Origin of the sequence: Labilithrix sp., assembly GCA_019637155.1 — a bacterium.
GTDB lineage: Bacteria > Myxococcota_A > Polyangia > Polyangiales > Polyangiaceae > Labilithrix.
On the sequence record JAHBWE010000016.1, the window covers coordinates 183,132 to 198,869 of the forward strand.

At 71.4% G+C, this 15,738-nt stretch carries 17 protein-coding genes; 6 read left to right on the top strand and 11 right to left on the bottom strand.

All coding sequences use genetic code 11. The features are described 5' to 3' along the window. Nucleotides 1–47: 47 nt before the first annotated feature. The gene (locus KF837_31500) at nucleotides 48–1,118 is read left to right on the top strand and encodes a hypothetical protein (protein ID MBX3231893.1); all 1,071 of its coding nucleotides are present in this window, start codon (nucleotides 48–50) and stop codon (nucleotides 1,116–1,118) included. A 65-nt stretch (nucleotides 1,119–1,183) separates the two neighbouring features. Further along, a complete protein-coding gene (locus KF837_31505; protein ID MBX3231894.1) occupies nucleotides 1,184–1,636 on the top strand; it encodes a cytochrome P460 family protein in 453 nt (150 codons plus the stop codon). A gap of 10 nt (nucleotides 1,637–1,646) precedes the next feature. Here the strand turns inward: KF837_31505 and KF837_31510 are convergent, their stop codons facing one another. Then, nucleotides 1,647–2,489 (bottom strand): hypothetical protein, encoded by an 843-nt coding sequence (locus KF837_31510; protein ID MBX3231895.1) that lies wholly within the window; start codon nucleotides 2,487–2,489, stop codon nucleotides 1,647–1,649. A 69-nt stretch (nucleotides 2,490–2,558) separates the two neighbouring features. Beyond that, nucleotides 2,559–3,185: a hypothetical protein gene (locus tag KF837_31515; protein MBX3231896.1), complete on the bottom strand. Its 627-nt coding sequence runs from the start codon at nucleotides 3,183–3,185 to the stop codon at nucleotides 2,559–2,561. A gap of 100 nt (nucleotides 3,186–3,285) precedes the next feature. Here KF837_31515 and KF837_31520 point away from each other — a divergent pair, with 100 nt between their 5' ends. The 3 genes from KF837_31520 to KF837_31530 all read left to right on the top strand — a co-directional run bounded on the left by KF837_31520 (nucleotide 3,286) and on the right by KF837_31530 (nucleotide 5,034). Continuing rightward, nucleotides 3,286–3,576, top strand: coding sequence for a 4a-hydroxytetrahydrobiopterin dehydratase (locus KF837_31520; protein ID MBX3231897.1), 291 nt, complete (start codon nucleotides 3,286–3,288; stop codon nucleotides 3,574–3,576). Continuing rightward, nucleotides 3,573–4,337, top strand: coding sequence for a ribonuclease III (rnc, locus tag KF837_31525; GenBank protein ID MBX3231898.1), 765 nt, complete (start codon nucleotides 3,573–3,575; stop codon nucleotides 4,335–4,337). Before KF837_31520 ends, rnc begins: the two co-directional genes overlap by 4 nt. 73 nt (nucleotides 4,338–4,410) lie before the next feature. Continuing rightward, on the top strand, nucleotides 4,411–5,034 hold the full coding sequence (locus KF837_31530) for a hypothetical protein (protein MBX3231899.1): 624 nt from the start codon (nucleotides 4,411–4,413) through the stop codon (nucleotides 5,032–5,034). 9 nt (nucleotides 5,035–5,043) lie between these two features. Here the strand turns inward: KF837_31530 and KF837_31535 are convergent, their stop codons facing one another. From KF837_31535 to KF837_31565, 7 genes are all read right to left on the bottom strand, one after another. Beyond that, the gene (locus tag KF837_31535; GenBank protein ID MBX3231900.1) at nucleotides 5,044–5,985 is read right to left on the bottom strand and encodes a peptidyl-prolyl cis-trans isomerase; all 942 of its coding nucleotides are present in this window, start codon (nucleotides 5,983–5,985) and stop codon (nucleotides 5,044–5,046) included. Next, nucleotides 5,982–6,509, bottom strand: coding sequence for a hypothetical protein (locus KF837_31540; protein ID MBX3231901.1), 528 nt, complete (start codon nucleotides 6,507–6,509; stop codon nucleotides 5,982–5,984). Before KF837_31540 ends, KF837_31535 begins: the two co-directional genes overlap by 4 nt. A 68-nt stretch (nucleotides 6,510–6,577) precedes the next feature. Then, nucleotides 6,578–7,753, bottom strand: a complete 1,176-nt coding sequence (locus tag KF837_31545) for a metallopeptidase family protein (GenBank protein MBX3231902.1) — start codon at nucleotides 7,751–7,753, stop codon at nucleotides 6,578–6,580. Continuing rightward, a complete protein-coding gene (locus tag KF837_31550; GenBank protein MBX3231903.1) occupies nucleotides 7,750–8,490 on the bottom strand; it encodes a queuosine precursor transporter in 741 nt (246 codons plus the stop codon). The genes KF837_31545 and KF837_31550 overlap by 4 nt, the downstream gene beginning before the upstream one ends. Further along, complete coding sequence (locus KF837_31555; protein MBX3231904.1) at nucleotides 8,487–10,328, bottom strand: HAMP domain-containing protein; 1,842 nt, start codon at nucleotides 10,326–10,328, stop codon at nucleotides 8,487–8,489. The genes KF837_31550 and KF837_31555 overlap by 4 nt, the downstream gene beginning before the upstream one ends. Before the next feature lie 81 nt (nucleotides 10,329–10,409). Then, nucleotides 10,410–11,714, bottom strand: coding sequence for a sigma 54-dependent Fis family transcriptional regulator (locus tag KF837_31560; GenBank protein MBX3231905.1), 1,305 nt, complete (start codon nucleotides 11,712–11,714; stop codon nucleotides 10,410–10,412). Nucleotides 11,715–11,740: 26 nt separating this feature from the next. Continuing rightward, a complete protein-coding gene (locus KF837_31565) occupies nucleotides 11,741–13,081 on the bottom strand; it encodes a hypothetical protein (GenBank protein ID MBX3231906.1) in 1,341 nt (446 codons plus the stop codon). Between the two features lie 22 nt (nucleotides 13,082–13,103). On the opposite strand from KF837_31565, the gene pheS reads away from it, so the two are divergent. Beyond that, nucleotides 13,104–14,174, top strand: a complete 1,071-nt coding sequence (gene pheS / locus KF837_31570) for a phenylalanine--tRNA ligase subunit alpha (GenBank protein ID MBX3231907.1) — start codon at nucleotides 13,104–13,106, stop codon at nucleotides 14,172–14,174. A 2-nt stretch (nucleotides 14,175–14,176) separates the two neighbouring features. Here pheS and KF837_31575 read toward each other — a convergent pair whose 3' ends face one another. Together KF837_31575 and KF837_31580 are read right to left on the bottom strand one after the other, a co-directional pair. Next, nucleotides 14,177–14,944, bottom strand: coding sequence for a hypothetical protein (locus KF837_31575; protein MBX3231908.1), 768 nt, complete (start codon nucleotides 14,942–14,944; stop codon nucleotides 14,177–14,179). Nucleotides 14,945–14,950: 6 nt separating this feature from the next. Continuing rightward, nucleotides 14,951–15,715 carry a hypothetical protein gene (locus KF837_31580; protein ID MBX3231909.1) on the bottom strand — a complete coding sequence of 255 codons (765 nt, stop codon included), beginning with the start codon at nucleotides 15,713–15,715 and terminating at the stop codon, nucleotides 14,951–14,953. Nucleotides 15,716–15,738 lie beyond the last annotated feature (23 nt).

The following is a 15,738-nucleotide window of genomic DNA, read 5'->3' on the forward strand; positions in this document are numbered from 1 at the left end:
TCGGCTTCGGCGCCACGTTTGCCTTCATTGCTATCTGCGCGCTCGGCGTGACGGCGACGCGAACGGCCGCCGCGGGCGACATGGACCCGACGCCGGAGCGGCTCGTCATCCAGCCGCCCGGCCTGCCGCCGGGACAGACCTGCCAGTCGATCGCGGCGACGCCGAACGTCGCGGTCGCGGCCGGCCTCCGCCCGCAGGACTTCGCGTGCCGCCCCAACCAGGCCGCGTTCACGAACTTCGTCTCCGAGCTCGGGTTCGCGCTCGCGCCGTCCGCCTTCTATCCCGCGCGGACGACCGGCATCGGCGGCTTCCAGGTCTCGATCGAGGCGAGCTACACCGGCATCTCCGCCGATCGCGCGGTCGAGGTGTCGCGCGGCAACTACCAGCAGTACTGGCGCCTCGGCACGCGCGGCACGCAGGACCCGAGCTCGCGCCAGTTCTCCGTCGCGAACAGCTCGCCCGACGGCATCATCCAGGTCTACGCCCTCAAGGCGCGGAAGGGCCTCCCGCTCGGCTTCGAGCTCGCCGCGTCGATCGGCACGATCTCGAACACCTCGATGTGGATCGGCGGCGGCGACGTCCGCTGGTCGGTCTTCGAAGGGTTCCGCACCGGCCCGCTCGGCTACCTCCCCGACGTCTCCGTCGGCGGCGGCCTCCGCACCGTCACCGGCACCTCGCGCTTCTACCTCACCACCGTCGGCATCGACGCGCGCATCTCGAAGCCGATCTCGCTCCAGGACTCGTCCCAGATCATCCCGTCGATCGGCTTCCAGCGCCTCATCATCTTCGGCAACTCGAACGTGCTCGACGCGACGCCCAACGTCGACGCCGTCGCGCAGTGCGGTCACCAGGGCCTCGAGGAGACGACCGGGCAGCCGATCTGCCGGAACAAGCTCGCGAACGGGAACGACAACAACGGCGACTACGCCAACAACTTCACGTTCAACGAGGTCCGCATCCACCGCAACCGCGGCATGCTCGCCCTCAACTACCGGTTCGAGATGTTGTGGCTCGGCTCGCAGGTCGCGTTCGACCTCAGCGATCCGAAGGACGAGAACCCCGGCGTGGTGGGGAAGCGGCAGTGGACGCTCTCGCTCGAGGCCGGCGTCCACTTCTGATCGCGGGGGCGGCGCTCTTCGTGGTGGCCTGCTTCGGCCGCGAAGGAAGCGGCCCCGCGGTCGGTGTGAGCGACAAACCGAGCGGCGGGCGCACGACCGCCGACGGCGGCGCGCCCGGCCCCGTCGACGGCGCGGCGTCGCTCCCCGCCTCGTACCGCGCGACGTTCGCGAAGGTGAACAAGGCGCGCTTCGTCTCGACCGGCCACGCGTCGGGTCGCTGGGAGGTCGACGTCTGGGCGAACGAGCTCGCGCAGAAGGCGCTCGCGGCGCGATCGCGCGAGGTCCCGGTCGGCGCGATCGTCGTACAGGAGCACTTCGAGCGCTCCTCGCCCGAGCGGACGCCGGGCCCGGTGATGGTGATGGAGAAGCGCGCGCCCGGCTTCGCGAAGGAGCACGGCGACTGGCGCTGGGCCGTCGTCGGCTCGCAAGGTCAGCTCGTGCAGGACGGCGTGATCGAGTCGTGCGCCGGCTGCCACGACGACGCGCCGATGGACGGGCTCTTCCCGATCGTCGAGTGAGTCGAGCGCGTCAGGAGAGCGCGAGCGCGATGACGGCGGCGAGGACGAGGAACGCGAAGACGATCGTCGCGACGGTCGCGCCGACGTACGAGGTGCCGAGCGCCTTGTTCGCGCGCTCGCCTTCGAGGCGGTAGCAGCCGCGGAGGAAGGCCTTCGTCGCGCGGGTCGGGAGGCCGGAGAGCGAGCCCGCGAGATCGAGCGCGGGGCGGATCCCCTCCTTGATCGCGACGACGATCGCGCCGATCGGACCCATCACGAGGTCCCACCCGCAGGCGTAGAGGCCGAAGCGGAGCGCGCGCGAACGAGCGACGCGCGCGCCGCCGTTCCTGCGCGCGCCGAGGTCGATCGAGAGGCCGTGCGCGGCGTGCGCGACGACGAGCATGCCCGCGAACGCGGGGAGCCCGAGCACGAGGGCGCGGAGCGCGATCGATCGCGCGGAGGGATCGAAGGCGACGTGGTGCAGCCAGCTCGGCGCGACGACGGCGGCGACGCCGACGAACGCGAGGAACGCCGCCGTCGACGCGAGCAGCTCGCACGTCGCGGCGAAGCGCAGCGCGGGGGCGATCGGTCCGTCGGGGAGCAGCTCGAAGAACGCCTCCGCGTCGCGCGTGCTCGAGCGCGCGGTGGACCACAGGCGCGAGAGCGTCGGCGCGTGCGGGCGCTCCCACGCGATGATCGACACGATGCCGGAGCGGGAGAGAGCGCTCTCCTCGCACCCCGCGCAGTCGGCGTCACCGCAGAGCGCGCAGACGACGGCGGCGGGGACGTCGACGAGATCGCCGGACGCGTCGCGATCGAGCCGCTCTTCGAGCGACTCCTCGAGCTCGGGATTCCTTCGACGCGCCGCTGCCATGTTCCCCGACGCTCAGCATGCCTCCATCGGCGCGGGGACGCCACGCTCACAGGTCCCACATGCCGCGCGCTAATGCAGCTGCTGCCCCGCCGACGATCCCTTCGTGACCTTGATGTCGCGGACGGAGCCGCCGAGGCGGAAGGAGAGGAGGACGCAGGCGAGGGACACCGCGAGCGTCGCCCAGAGCGGCCAGTCCCATGTAAAGCGCACGGGCATGTGACGCGCGCCGTGCGGAGGCCTCGCGAGGAGCACCGCGACCGAGACCGCGGGAAATGCGCTGAGAAACGCCGCCGCGACGCGCGCCCCCCGCATCTGGAAGATCGAGCGGCGGCTCAGCACCGTCGGCACGAGGACACACCAGGCCGCACAGCAGCCCCAGAGCCATCCGATGTTCTTCGCGAGCACGAAGCCGGAGCGGCCCTCGATCACGGGGAGCGTGAGCTGGACCCACGGCAAGAAGAAGAGGACGAGCCCGACGAGGCCGAGCGCCGCGAGCGGCGCCTTCCCTCGACCGAGATAGGTGAGCGGCATCCGCTCCATCTCCGGCGCGGTGGGGACGCCGGCCTCGTCGTGGAGCGCGTCGTGCGAGGGCGGCAGCTTGTGGAGCTGCGCGAGCGGCATCTGGCAGACGGGGCACGCGGTGGCCTCGCCCTCCTCGTACATCTCACGGCAAAAAGGGCAGGCGAGGAGTCCCACCCGACGAGAATAGCGGACGGCGGAGAGCATCGACCCTCGAGCGACAGCGCACCTGCCGCGGGGTTCCCGCCCGCGACCGCAGGCGTGGTAACGATCGGACATGGCTCGGCCGACGAAGCTCGACGCGGTGGTGGTGGACTCGTGGCTCGGCGCGCACCCCGGGTGGGCGCGTGAGCGTGACGGGCTCGCGCGCACGTACTCCTTCCCCGACTTCTCGGCGGCGCTCGGCTTCGTCGTGCGCGTCGGGCTCGTCGCGGAGAAGCGCGATCACCACCCCGACGTCACGCTCTCGTGGGGCAAGGCGAGCGTCTTCTGGACGACGCACGACGCGGGCGGGATCTCGCAGCTCGATCTCGATCTCGCCGCCGCGAGCGACAGCCTCGCCGGATGACGGCGCGCGACGACGAGCTCGCTCTCGCGCGCGCCCGCCTCCGCGCGCGCCTCGAGGCGATCGTCGGCGCGGGGCCGATGCCGCGCTTCGAGGAGGCACTCACCCATCGCTCGCACGCGAACGAGACGAAGCCGCCCGAGAACGAGGCGAAGCTCCCCGACAACCAGCGCCTCGAGTTCCTCGGCGACGCGGTCCTCGATCTGTGCGTGAGCGAGATGCTCATGAACGCGCATCCGGCCGCGGACGAAGGCGCGCTCACGCGGATGTGGAGCGCGCTCGTCAGCGCGGAGCCGCTCGCGCTGTGGGCGCGCGCGGAGGACGTCGGCGACGCGATCGCGTTCGGCAAAGGCGCGCGGAGCGAGCGCGAACGCACCAACGTGCTCGCCGACGCGGTCGAGGCGCTCATCGCGTGCGTGTACGAGGCGCACGGGCTCGACGGCGCGCGCAAGCTCGTCGCCGAGGTCGTGCGAGGATCGCTTCAAGAGGCAGCGACGCTCTCGAGCCGCGATCCGAAGAGCCGCCTGCAAGAGGAGCTGCAGGCGCGGGGCCTGCCGCCGCCGACGTACCGCGTCATCGCCACGCTCGGACCGCCCGAGCCGAGCTTCGAGGTCGAGGTCGTCGTCGAAGGCGCCGTCGCCGGCACTGGCAGCGGACGCTCGAAGCGCGCGGCGGAGCAGGCGGCGGCGGCGGCGGCGCTGGCGGGCCGCGTCACCGATGACGCGGCGCAGGGCGCCGAGCGCTCCCTCTCCGGCCGCGACTGACGCACCCTCGCGCCGGAATTGTTTGGCTTTTACATGTTTGGCGCCTGGCCTGCGGCGTGCGAGCCTAGCCAGCATGCGTCTTCAAAGCCTCCTCTTCGCTCCTGCCGTCGTCATCGCGCTCCTCGCCGCGTGCACGGTCAACAACACCAGCGACGGTCCGTCGGGCTCCGATCCCTGCAGCACGCTCGCGCGCAAGTGCCCCTTCTGCACCGAGGCCAACCTCAAGCAGACCTGCGAGGCCGCGGTGAAGACGAGCGACTCCGCCTCCTGTCAGAACGGCCTCGACGATCGCGACATCCAAGCGAGCTGCGTCGAGTCGTCGTCCAGCTCGTCGTCGACCTCGTCGACGAGCAGCTCGGGCGGGGCGTCGTCCAGCTCGTCGTCGACCTCCGGCGGCGGCGGCTCGACGTGCAACGGAGGCGCGTGCGTCTGCGTCGGCGTCAACGCGTGCGATCTCGCGTGCGACGGCTCGGGCTGCGCCTTCGAGTGCAAGGGGCCCGGCGGCTGCAAGCTCTCGTGCCCGGGCGGCAACTGCAGCGCGCGCAACACCGGCGCGGGCTCGCTCACCCTCGAGTGCGCCGGCGGCGCGTGCGCGGTGACGTCCGAGTCGTCGGGCAGCTCGACGGTGTCATGCGGCGGCAAGGGCAACTGCACGTGCACGAAGATGGGCCCCGCCCTCTGCACCAGCAACCCCTGACCGGATCGGTCAGCGCTTCGTCGCGGAGGGGATCACGCGCGGCGCGAGACCGGCGTCGAACGGCGGCAGCTCGATCGTCTTGAGCGGCTCCGGGTCGTAGCCGGTCACCTTCGCCTTCCGCAGCTCCTCGATGTGCTTCTTCTCGAGCGCCTCGGTGCGCTCGCGGTAGATCGTGGTCCGGATCTGGGCGGTCGCGTCTTCGAGCGAGCGCTTCGTCGCCGCGACGGTCGTGCGCCGCCACACGACCGCCCAGCTCGGGCCCTCCGGGATCGGCTCCGGCGCGAGCTCGCCGTCCTTCACGTTCGCGACCGCCTTCACGAGCCCGGGGTCGACCCTCACCCCGGCTTCGTTGCTCTGCCCATCGGGCGCGACGAAGCCGAGGTTGCCGCCGCGGAACGCGGTCGCCTTGTCGACGCTGTGATCGCGCGCGAGGTCGTTGTACTTCGGGATCGTGAGGTCCTTCTTCGCGGCGGCGAGGACGGTGGTCGCCTCCTCTCTCGTCTTGCAGAGGATGCGCCAGAGGTTCACGCGCTCCGGCTGCTCGAAGCGCGTCCGGTTGTCGTCGTAGAACTTCTGCACGTCGGCGAGGGGGATCGCCTCCGGCGACTTCAGGTCCTTCCGCAGCGCGCGGAGCGTGGCCGTGCTCAGCGTGCGCTCCCGCACCTGCTTGGTCGGGTACTTTTCGGCGAGCCCCCGCTTCTCGGCGCCGGCGACGAGGAGGAGCTCGCGCCCGATGACCTGATCGACGTAGGCCTTCACGAGCTCCTCGCGCGTCGCGCCGTACTCCTTCACCTGGAAGGAGGGGAGCTCGGCGATCCGATCTTCGATCTCGCCCACCGACGCGGAGAAGCTCCCCGCCTCGAGCGCGATCTTCGCGCGGCGGGCGGCGTCGTCGTCCGCGAGCGCGGCGCTGCCGGCGAGGAGGACGAAGGCGGCCGCGCGCGCCTTCATGGACGCGGCCGCCGCGGGGCGGGCTTCTTCCCGAGGGACGCCGGCGCGGTCGTACCGTCGTCGAGCACCCCCGCGTCGCGCAGCACGTCCTCGTCGATGCCGACGAAGCGGTAGACCTCGGGCCGGAAGTTGTAGGCCTTGTGGAGGCGCTCCACGACGCCGACGATCGACTCCGACGGCACCGCGTTCTTCTTCACCTTCGCGACCTTGCGGATCGATCCGAGCGGCTCGCCGAGGTCCATCAGCTCCTGCACGCGCTGGAGCACGTCGAGCGGCTTGAGCTCGCGCGTCCCCCGCGCCTTGCCCACCTCGAGCTCCTTCAAGAGCCGCTGCCGCCGCTTCTCGGTGCGGCCGTCGAGCTTGCTCGACGCGGAGCCGCTGCCGCCGAGGATGTCGTTGAAGACGCGGGCGACGCGGCGCTTCTCGATCGCCTCCGGCGAGCCGCGGCGGTTCGGCGCCTCCTCCGCCTTGTCGCGCTCTTTCGCGGTTCTCCCGCCCGCGGCAGTGCGAGGTTTCGCGCCCATCGCCCCCGACGGTACGAGCCTCAAACGAGCGTGTCAACGCGTGTTTCTTCGGCGTAACAAACGCACAATCAAAGCGAGCAACGCGCCTCGAGGACGGTGACCGCGAAGACGACCGCCGCGATGAGCACGAGCGGCCACGCGCGGCGGAAGAAATCGCGGAGGCTCGATCCGAAGCCGGCGAGCTCGCGGCGCGCCGCCTCGCGCTTGCCGACGACGCGCACCGCCTCCGCCGCGATCTCGGCGCGCTCCTCTTCATCCATCGGATCGTCGCCGCGCAGGAAGTAGACGTGGTGCTCGAGCTCGTGCTCGATCGTCTCGCGGAGCTCGTCCTCCCAGTCGAAGTCGGGCTCGTCGCGATGGGCGGCCTGGAAGGTGCGGTAGTAGACCGTGATCGTGCCCGGCCGCGCCGGCACCGGCGCGTCCTTCGGCGGCGGCGGGACGTAGCTGCCGAGGAGCGGGACGCCGCCGTCGTCGACCGCGGGCGTGCCGTCCTCGACGATGAGCTCCGGCGGCTCCGGCACCTCGGCGAGGAGCGGCTCCGCGATCGCGTGCGCGAGATCGACGAAGTCCTCGAGCGGCGCGAGCGGCGTCCTGGACTCGCCCGACTTGCCCGACTCGCTCGACGACGCGCCGCCCTCGCGGATCAGGCCGCGCTCGAACTCGCGCTCGTACGGCGCGTCGACCGTGTTGCGCGCCTTGCACTTCGGGCAGAACACCTCCGCCGCGAGGCGCGGGACGTACCACGCGTCGAGCCACGCGTCGGTGATCTCCTCGAAGGTCGCGTCGTCGCAGCTCGCCAGCGTCTCCGCCGAGATCCCGCGGAGGCCCATCGCCTTAACGACGCCGTCGTCGATGTCGAAGCGGCGCCGCGCGAGCGCCTTCCAGAGCGGGATCGCCTCGCGCACCGTGCGCGGCTCGAAGCGCTCGTCGGGGACGAGGCGATCGAGCTCGGGATCGCTCACCTCGCCGTCCTCCCACGGTCCCGTCTCGAGCAGCGCGCACGGCTTCACCGCGATCGGCTCCGCGCAGTTCAGGCACTCGATCTCGATCTCCTCCTCCGGGAGGAGGCCCTTCTTCGTCGCGACCGCGCGCACGACGTGGAAGTCGGCGAGGGAGAGGTCGCGCACGTTGCCGGGGGCGATCGTGAGGCCGAGCCCCTCCGCGAAGAGGATGTCGCGTCGCTGCGGCTTCGGCGCTTCGAGGGTGAGCTCGACGCGCTTGCCGCTCGGGAGCGTCAGCTTCACCTTCGCCCCTCGTGCGCCTCCGGCTGGACGCGGAGGAACTTCACGACGAAGCCGTGGACGCCGTAGACGACGGGCGTGAGCATGATCGCGACCGCGACCTTGATCCCGTACTCGCGCGCGATCTTGCCGAAGATCCACTCCATCCTTCCGCCGGGCGTCATCTTCCCGAGGAAGGACTCCGGATCGCCGGCCGCGGTCCAGTACCAGAACACGACGTTGATCGTGACGGTGTCGATGACCTGAGAGAGGAGGGTGGAGCCGGTCGCGCGGAGCCAGAGATGCTTCGATTGCGTGAGCGCCTTCCAGAACTGGAATACCTGGATGTCGAGGAACTGACCGAGGAGGTAGGCCATCATCGACGCGACGAAGAGCTGCGAGCTTCCGCCGAAGATCTTCGCGAACTCCGCCTGCGTGAAGTAGGTGGATTCGTGGGCGGGGAGCGCGGTGCCGATCTGGAGGATCACGTAGGCGAGGACCGCCATCGTGAAGCCCACGAGCGTGAGGAAGCGCGCGCCGCGCCGTCCGTAGAAGTCGTTGACGACGTCGGTGAGGAGGAACGTCACCGGGAAGGGGATGATGCCGATCGAGATCGGCCCGAGCGGGGTGGGGATCGTCTTGCCGCCGATGACGTCGCCGAGGAGCAAGCACGACACGAAGACGGCGACGAGGCACACGTACAGCTTGTGCGACGCCGTCATCTTGCCGAACACGGTCCTGTCTTCGGTCGTGTCCGTCATGGCTCGAGGGGCTCCGCCGAGGAGGGGGGCGCGTCGGGATCGGCCGGCGGCGGTCCCGCGATCGGCAGGACGAGCCGGAACACGGCGCCCTTTCCGTTCGCGCTCGGGCCGACGTACGAGAGCTCGCCGTTGTGCTCGTACGCGATGCGCTGCGCGATCGCGAGGCCGAGGCCGGTGCCGGTCGTCTTCGTCGTCGCGTACGGCTCGAAGAGGCGGCCCGCGAACTCGGGCGTCACGCCGGGACCGTTGTCGGCGACGGCGAACGACGCGTATTGCCCGTCGGTGTCGGTCGTCAGCGTGACCGCGCCGCCGGGGGTGTCCTTCACCGCGTCGAGCGCGTTCTGGACGAGGTTCGTGAGCACCTGGATGACCTGATCGCGATCGGCGCGGATGGCGGGCGCGCGCCGCTGGGTGACGTGGGCGAGGTGTTTGTCGCCCGCGGCGGCGGCGTGCATCTTCACGATGTGGCGCGCGACGTCCTCGACGTCCATCTCCTGCGGGCGCGGCGGCGGGAGGCGCGCGAAGCGCGTGAACTCGGTCACGATGTTGGAGATGCGATGCACCTCGTCGAGCACGGTGCGCGTCGCCTCGTCGAAGTACTCGTCGAAGCGCGGGTCCTCGCGCGCGCGCAGGCGGCGGAGCGTCTCGACCGCGGCGCGGATCGGCGCGAGCGGGTTCTTCACCTCGTGCGCGACGCGGCGCGCGACCTCGCGCCAGGCCGCGATGCGCGACGCGGCGGCGAGGCGGCGGCGCGTGACGGCGAGGTCCTTGAGCATGCGGTCGAACGCGATCGCCAGCGTGCGGACCTCGCCCGAGCCGCGGATCTCGATCGGCTCGGCGTTGCCCTCCGCGACCTTGCCCGCCTCCTGCGCGAGCACCGCGAGCGGCCGGCTCACCGTGCGCGCGAGCACGATCGACACGAGGAACGCGACGATCGCCGCCGCGATCGCGAGGACACCTACCGTGCGGTCGACCTCGGCGACGTTGGCCTCGAGCTCCTTCGTGGACTTCACGAGCTCGAAGGGGAGCTTCGCGCCCTTGCCGTCCTCGAGCTCACAGGTGCTTTTCATCGTCGGGGGCTCTGCCCCCGACACCCCCGCCCCAGACACGGCCCTCGAAGACTCGGGGCGCTTCGCGCCCGCTGTGGCGGCCGCGTCTGGGGCCCCGGGGCCGGGTGCGGGCTTTGTGGGGGGGGGCTTTGTGGGACTGGGCTTTGTGGGGGTGGGGGTCCAGGAGGGGAGGAGGGTGATGTCGAGCGTCTTGGCGATGCGCTCCATCATCGGGTCGACGTGGCGGGCGGCGACCATGCCGACGAGGCGGCCGCTCGGGGAGGGTTTCGTGCAGCGCGTGACGATCGCGGGGGGGCTTGGTGCTCCGTGCGCGTCGTGGCCGGTGCGGAGGACGAAGCCCTTCGGGTCGGCGCGGATGAGGCGGTCGACCTCTGCCGCGGGCATGCCGATGAGCGTGGTCGGGCTCGCGCCGATGATGTCGCCGCGCTCGACCCCGACGAGGAGCTCGTCCATGCCGAACGCGGCGCGCTCGGTGCGAACGAGCTGCGAGAACGAGAGGCGGCGGCTGTCGATCTCGCCGGTGTCGATCGCGAGGCCGACGCGCTCGACGAGCTCGCCGCCCTCGCAGAAGCCCGTGATCAACGTGCGGTCGGCCTCGGCTTGGCGGCGCACCTCCTCCTTGATGCGCTGGCAGACGCCGCCGACCTCGTGCCGGAAGCGCTCGGTCTCCAAGCTGACGAGGCGCTGCCTCACCGCGACGCCGACGAGCCCGCTCGACGCCGCGGCGAGCAGGCCAAAGGTCAGCGCGAGTCGAAAGGCAAGGCGCAACGGGGCGGCTCCAGGCTAAGTGGAAACGCCCTCCTCGGCCCGTGGAATTCCGACGCGCCGCGCGCGCCAGGTGTGAGCGCGTCAGACGCCGTGCTTCTTCAGCAGGCGATAGAGGTACGTGCGCTCGAGGCCGGCCTCGCGTGAGGCCGCGCCGCTCGAGCGGTTCGTGCGGTGCATGAGGCGGCGGAGGTACTCGCGCTCGCCGAGGTCGATCCAGCGCTCGCGGAACTCCTTGAAGCCGATCAGGAACCACGGCTCGAGCGCGATCGGCAGCATGCGCCCGATGTCGCCGAGCGGCTCGCTGCCGAGGACGCCGGCGATGGTCGACACCTCCATCGTGTCGTGCCCCGCGTCGCGCTGGCGGCGGAGATCGTCGGACTCCACCGCGTCGAGGTGCGCCTGCGCGACCGCGCGCACGAGGTCGCCGGTGCGGAGGTGCTCGGCGTAGACCTCTAGCTCGCGCACGTTGCCGATCCACGGGAGGCGCTCGAGGTCCTCCACCAGCTGGCGCGTCGCGAGGTCGGCTTGCTCGCCGAGGAAGCTTTGCAGGAGCGGGACGAGGTCGCCCGTGCGCTGCCGCAGCGGCGGCACGCGCACGGTGGCGCCGGCGAGGCGGAAGTAGAGGTTCTCGCGGAACGCGCCCTGGTTCACGAGCTTCCGCAGGTCGCGCTGCGTCGTCACGATGACGCGGAACGCCTTCGCGTCGAGCGGCGGCGTGAGCTCGCGCTGCACCGCGAGCGGCAGCTCGGCGGGGAGGTCGAGGACGAGCGTGCCGCCCTCGGCGCTCGTGAGCGCGGCCTCGAGCGCGTCCGCGACCGCGTCCTCGCGCGGGAGGCCGGCGCACTCGACGATGACGAACGGGCTCCCCGCGCGCGCCGACGCGTCGTGGATCGCCTTCGCGAGCGCCTTCTTCCCGGTGCCGGGCTCGCCCTCGAGGATGATCGAGGTCTCGCTCGCGGCGAGCCCGTTCAACGTCGCGAAGAGCGACTGCATCGCCGGCGACGTCCCCACGAGCGAGCCGAACGAGACCGGCTCCGCAGTGACGGGCATCTCCGGGTTGCCGTACGCGACGGTGATGTCGGTCGTGCCGACGCGGATCACGGAGCCGGCGGGGACGCGCGCCTCCGTCACCTTCACGCCGTTCACGTACGTCCCGTTGCGGCTCCCGAGGTCGCGCACCCAGAGGCCGTCGACCGCCGGATCGACCTCGAAGTGGAGGCGCGACACCGCCTTGTCCGCGATGACCAGCTCGCAGTGCACCGCCGAGCCGGCCGTGCGCGGCTCGGAGAGATCGAGCAAATGGCTCCCCGACGCGTCGGTCCACGTGAGCTGCGGCCTGCTCCGCGGCATCAAAGCCGGATCGGGCGTGGGGAGTTGCTCGCTCACGTCGGTCGCGAGCATACCTCGCTTTCTCACCCGAAAGCAGGCAGAAGCCAGCGCTCGACGTCCGTCGTGTCGCCGACCGCGAACGGCGTCGGCGCGTCGTGCTGGACGAGCACGCCGCTCGGGACCCGCGCGAGCGTGACCCCGTCCGGCGGCGGGCGCGCGAGGCCCTTCATCTTGGCGCGCGGGATCAGCGTGCGCCAGCCGGGCGATCGCGCGTGGGCGCGGAGCCAGCGGCCGTCTTCGCGCTTCGCGACCGTGCCGGCGAGCGTCTCGTAAGGGAGCGTCGTGTCCGCGAGCGAGATCGGCGTGCCCTGCGCCGCGACGACGGCGGAGAGGCAACCTTCGAGGCCGGCCGCGACCTCGGCGATCACGCTCATCGCGTGGGCGAGCGCGCGCTCGGGGGCGTCCGCGCCGGGACGCGTGAGCGCGAACCCGAAGTGGAGCGGCACCGCGTCCTGTTCGTCCAGCACCGCGGGGTCGTTCGCGATCCAGAAGATCGGGGCCGCCATCGGATCGTGGAAGAAGTGCCCCGCGGTCAGCTCCACGCTGCCGCCGCGCGCGAGCTGCGCGGCCTTGATGCTCGCGGTGCGGCTGAAGCGGCTCGGCAACACCTCGCTCTTCTCGCCGCGCGTGACCTGGACGCGCAACCCGTCCGGCGGCGCGAACGCGCGGACGAGCTCCGACATCACGTTCGCGACGCTCTCGAGGTCCGCCTCCGCGCCGAAGGCGAACGTGCCGACCGCGTAGTTGCGTCCTCGGTACGCGGCCGCGGCGGGCTCGAAGCCGGTCGCCTTCGCGCGCTTCGGCAGCACCGGGATCTCGGCGCGGCGGCGGAACACGAACGTCTCGCCTTCGTCGGGATCCCACACGTGGAGCCACCGCTTCGGCAGCGCGAGCCCCTTCGTGAGCGCGGCGGCGAACGCCTCGCCGTCCTTGCCCTTCAGCGCGACGCCCTTGCCCGGCCGCCCGAGGATCGCCGCCGAGATCCGCGTCGCCTCCTCCTCGATCGTGAAGCCGAGCTGATGCCCGTCGGCGGCGAAGCGCGTGACGTGAGAGCCGGGCCCGTCCTCGTGGACGCCGATCGCGACCGCGCTCGCGTCGACCGCCTCGGCGAGGTGCTCCGCCCACTCGCGCTCGAGCCAGCCGCTCGCGCTCTCGGCGCGGAGCATGTCGCGCATGCTGGGGTGGAGCGAGAGCATGATGTCCTCGCCGTCGCGATGGAAGCTGACGCGCACGCCGCTCGTCGCGCCCTTCACGCGCACGTAGCCGTCCTGCGCGAGCCGCCGCTCGACGGCCGCGATCACGTCGCCGTGCGAGACGCCGCGGAGGAGCACGTTGTGGCTCGAACGATGGGTCACGAGGAGCACGATACCGTGCTACAGAACGGCGATGGACCTCGACATCGATCGCGCGCTCACGGACCTCCGCGAAGGGCTCGCGGCGCGGTTTGGCGCGGCGGCGACGGAGCAGGCGCTCCGTGACGAGAACGCGAAGGTCCTCGGCAAGAAGGGCGAGCTCACCGCCATCTTGAGCCAGCTCGGCAAGCTCCCGCCCGACCAGCGCAAGGCGATCGGCGAGCGCGTGAACGGCGTGAAGCAGGAGGTCGAGGCGCGCTTCGCGGAGGCGCTCTCCGCGCTGCGCCGGAAGGCGCGGCAAGCCGAGCTCGACGCGCCGCCCTTCGACCTCACCCTCCCGGCGCGCCTCCCGGTCTCCGACGGCGGTCATCGCCACCCGATCTCGCGCGTGCGCGAGGAGGTCATCGCGGTGTTCCGCCAGCTCGGCTTCGCCGTGTTCGACGGCCCCGAGGTCGAGCGGGAGGAGAACAACTTCGGCCTCCTCGGCTATCCGCCCGATCACCCGGCGACGGACATGCAGGACACGTTCTGGACCGACGTCCGCGTGACCGGCGCCGACAAGCCGCTCCTCCTCCGCTCGCACACGAGCAACATCCAGGTCCGCGCGATGCGCTCGATGAAGCCGCCGATGGCGTTCATCGCGCCGGGCACGGTGTACCGCCGCGACGACGACGCGACGCACTCGCCGATGTTCCACCAGATCGAGGCGTTCCTCGTCGACGAGAACGTCACCCTCGCGCACCTGAAGGGCGTCCTCGCGGAGTTCGCGGAGCGCATCTACGGCCCCGGTACGCCGGTGCGCCTCCGCCCCTCCTACTTCCCGTTCGTCGAGCCCGGCGCCGAGGTCGACGTGGGATGTGTATTCTGCAAACAACCCGACGGCGCGCGGCCGGGCTGCAGCTTGTGCAAGCACACCGGCTGGATCGAGATCCTGGGCTGCGGGATGATCCATCCCGTCGTCTTCGAGAACTGCGGGATCGATCCCGAGGTCTGGTCCGGCTTCGCGCTCGGGATGGGCCTCGAGCGCATCGCGCTCTTGAAGTACGGCATCCCGAACATCAAGCTCCTGTTCGAGAACGATCCGCGCTTCCTCGCGCAGTTCTGACGCTACTGCTTTCGCAGCGCGATCGTCACCGTCGATCGCTCCTCCGTGTTCGCCCACGGCACGTCCTCGAGCGTGAGCGTGAGCCCCTCGGCCGCGATCGCGTCGATGAACGCGGCGCACGTGGTGGAGGGCGAGACGTCGACGCCCGAGGTGCTCACCGCGAGCGTGGTCGCGTCGATGGTGACGTTGATCTTCGACGCGCAGCCGCTCCGCGGCGGCGACACGACCGTCGCGTCGACGCGCGGATGCTGGAGGAGCGGGAAGTGACCCGGCGGCAGCGGCGTCGAGAACGACGGCGGGCCCGCGACGTTGAAGAGCGACGAGAGCATCGTGCCCGCGGTCGTGTGGGTCGCGACGTAGCCGGGCGGGATCGCGGCCGCGATCGTGACCGCCGGCGGCACGAACGCGGGAGGCTCCGTCGGCCCCACCGTGCCCGCCGACGCGTCGCCGAAGAGCGGACAGATCGACGCGAGCGCGCCGCCGCGCGACGCCACGCCGACGAGGTCGCCGCACGACGTCGCCTCGAGGCACTGCGCCTGTCCCTCCGTCACCGCGGCGTTGCAGATCTGCGCGCAGATGAGCTCGGCCTGCGCGCTCGGCGCGTTGCACTCGGCCGCCTTCGCTTCGCAGCGACCCTTGCACGCCGCGGGCGAGACCGTGAGCGGCCCCGCGTCGCCCTCGTTCGCCTCCGGCGTCGCCGTCGCCGGCTCGTCGTCGGAGCACGCCGCGAAGACGGCGAGGACGACGGCGACGGCGAACGCGCGGCGCATGGCTCGCTACTTCAACTCGATCGTGACGGTCGACGTCTTCGTGCTGTTCGCCCACGGCACGTTCGCGAGCGTGAGCTTGGCGCCGTCGGAGACGATCTTGTCCGCGAAGGTCGCGCACGGGGTGTCGGGGATCGTCTCGACCGCGGTGAACTGAACGCCGACCTGCTCGGAGTTGATGACGAACGAGAACTTCGCGTCGCATCCGCCGCGCGACGGCGCGTCGACCGTGACCGCGACGTCCTTGTCGCCGATCTGCGGGAACTGGGCGGCCGGCGGCTCCGGGGAGAAGGATGGCTTCGGCGCCACGTTGAAGAGCGTCGCGATCTCGTTGCCCTGCTTCGTGTGGAGCGCCTTGTAGTCGGACGGGATCGTCGCCGTGATGGTCATGCTCTCCGGGAGGTCGGTCGCGGTGCCGCCGGAGCTCGTGGTCGTCGTGGTCGACGAGGAGCTGCTCGTGACGGGACAGATGGCCGCGAGATCGCCGCCCTCGGCGAGCGGCTCGAGCTGGGAGCACGACTTGCCTTCGAGGCACGCGACCTGGCCCTCGGTGACGGAGCCGGCGCACAGCTGCGCGCACCCGGAGGCCGGACCACCGCACTCTGCCGCCTTCGCGTTGCAGCGCGACTTGCACGTGTCCGGCGACACGGTGGGCGAGCCGGACGTGGTGGTGCTCGTCGTGGTCGACGACGCGCCCGAGTCGTCCGAGCAACCTCCCGCGACAGCGGAGCCGACGAAGCCGGCGAGGACCGAGACCGCGAAGCGACCGTGCATGCCCATGGACGTAGCATCGTGGT

Coding starts and splice junctions, on each gene's coding strand:
- KF837_31510 (MBX3231895.1), bottom strand. CDS start 2,489: ATGGCAGCGGCGCGTCGAAGGAATCCCGAGCTCGAGGAGTCGCTCGAA.
- KF837_31520 (MBX3231897.1), top strand. CDS start 3,286: ATGGCTCGGCCGACGAAGCTCGACGCGGTGGTGGTGGACTCGTGGCTC.
- rnc (MBX3231898.1), top strand. CDS start 3,573: ATGACGGCGCGCGACGACGAGCTCGCTCTCGCGCGCGCCCGCCTCCGC.
- KF837_31530 (MBX3231899.1), top strand. CDS start 4,411: ATGCGTCTTCAAAGCCTCCTCTTCGCTCCTGCCGTCGTCATCGCGCTC.
- KF837_31535 (MBX3231900.1), bottom strand. CDS start 5,985: ATGAAGGCGCGCGCGGCCGCCTTCGTCCTCCTCGCCGGCAGCGCCGCG.
- KF837_31540 (MBX3231901.1), bottom strand. CDS start 6,509: ATGGGCGCGAAACCTCGCACTGCCGCGGGCGGGAGAACCGCGAAAGAG.
- KF837_31550 (MBX3231903.1), bottom strand. CDS start 8,490: ATGACGGACACGACCGAAGACAGGACCGTGTTCGGCAAGATGACGGCG.
- pheS (MBX3231907.1), top strand. CDS start 13,104: ATGGACCTCGACATCGATCGCGCGCTCACGGACCTCCGCGAAGGGCTC.
- KF837_31575 (MBX3231908.1), bottom strand. CDS start 14,944: ATGCGCCGCGCGTTCGCCGTCGCCGTCGTCCTCGCCGTCTTCGCGGCG.
- KF837_31580 (MBX3231909.1), bottom strand. CDS start 15,715: ATGCACGGTCGCTTCGCGGTCTCGGTCCTCGCCGGCTTCGTCGGCTCC.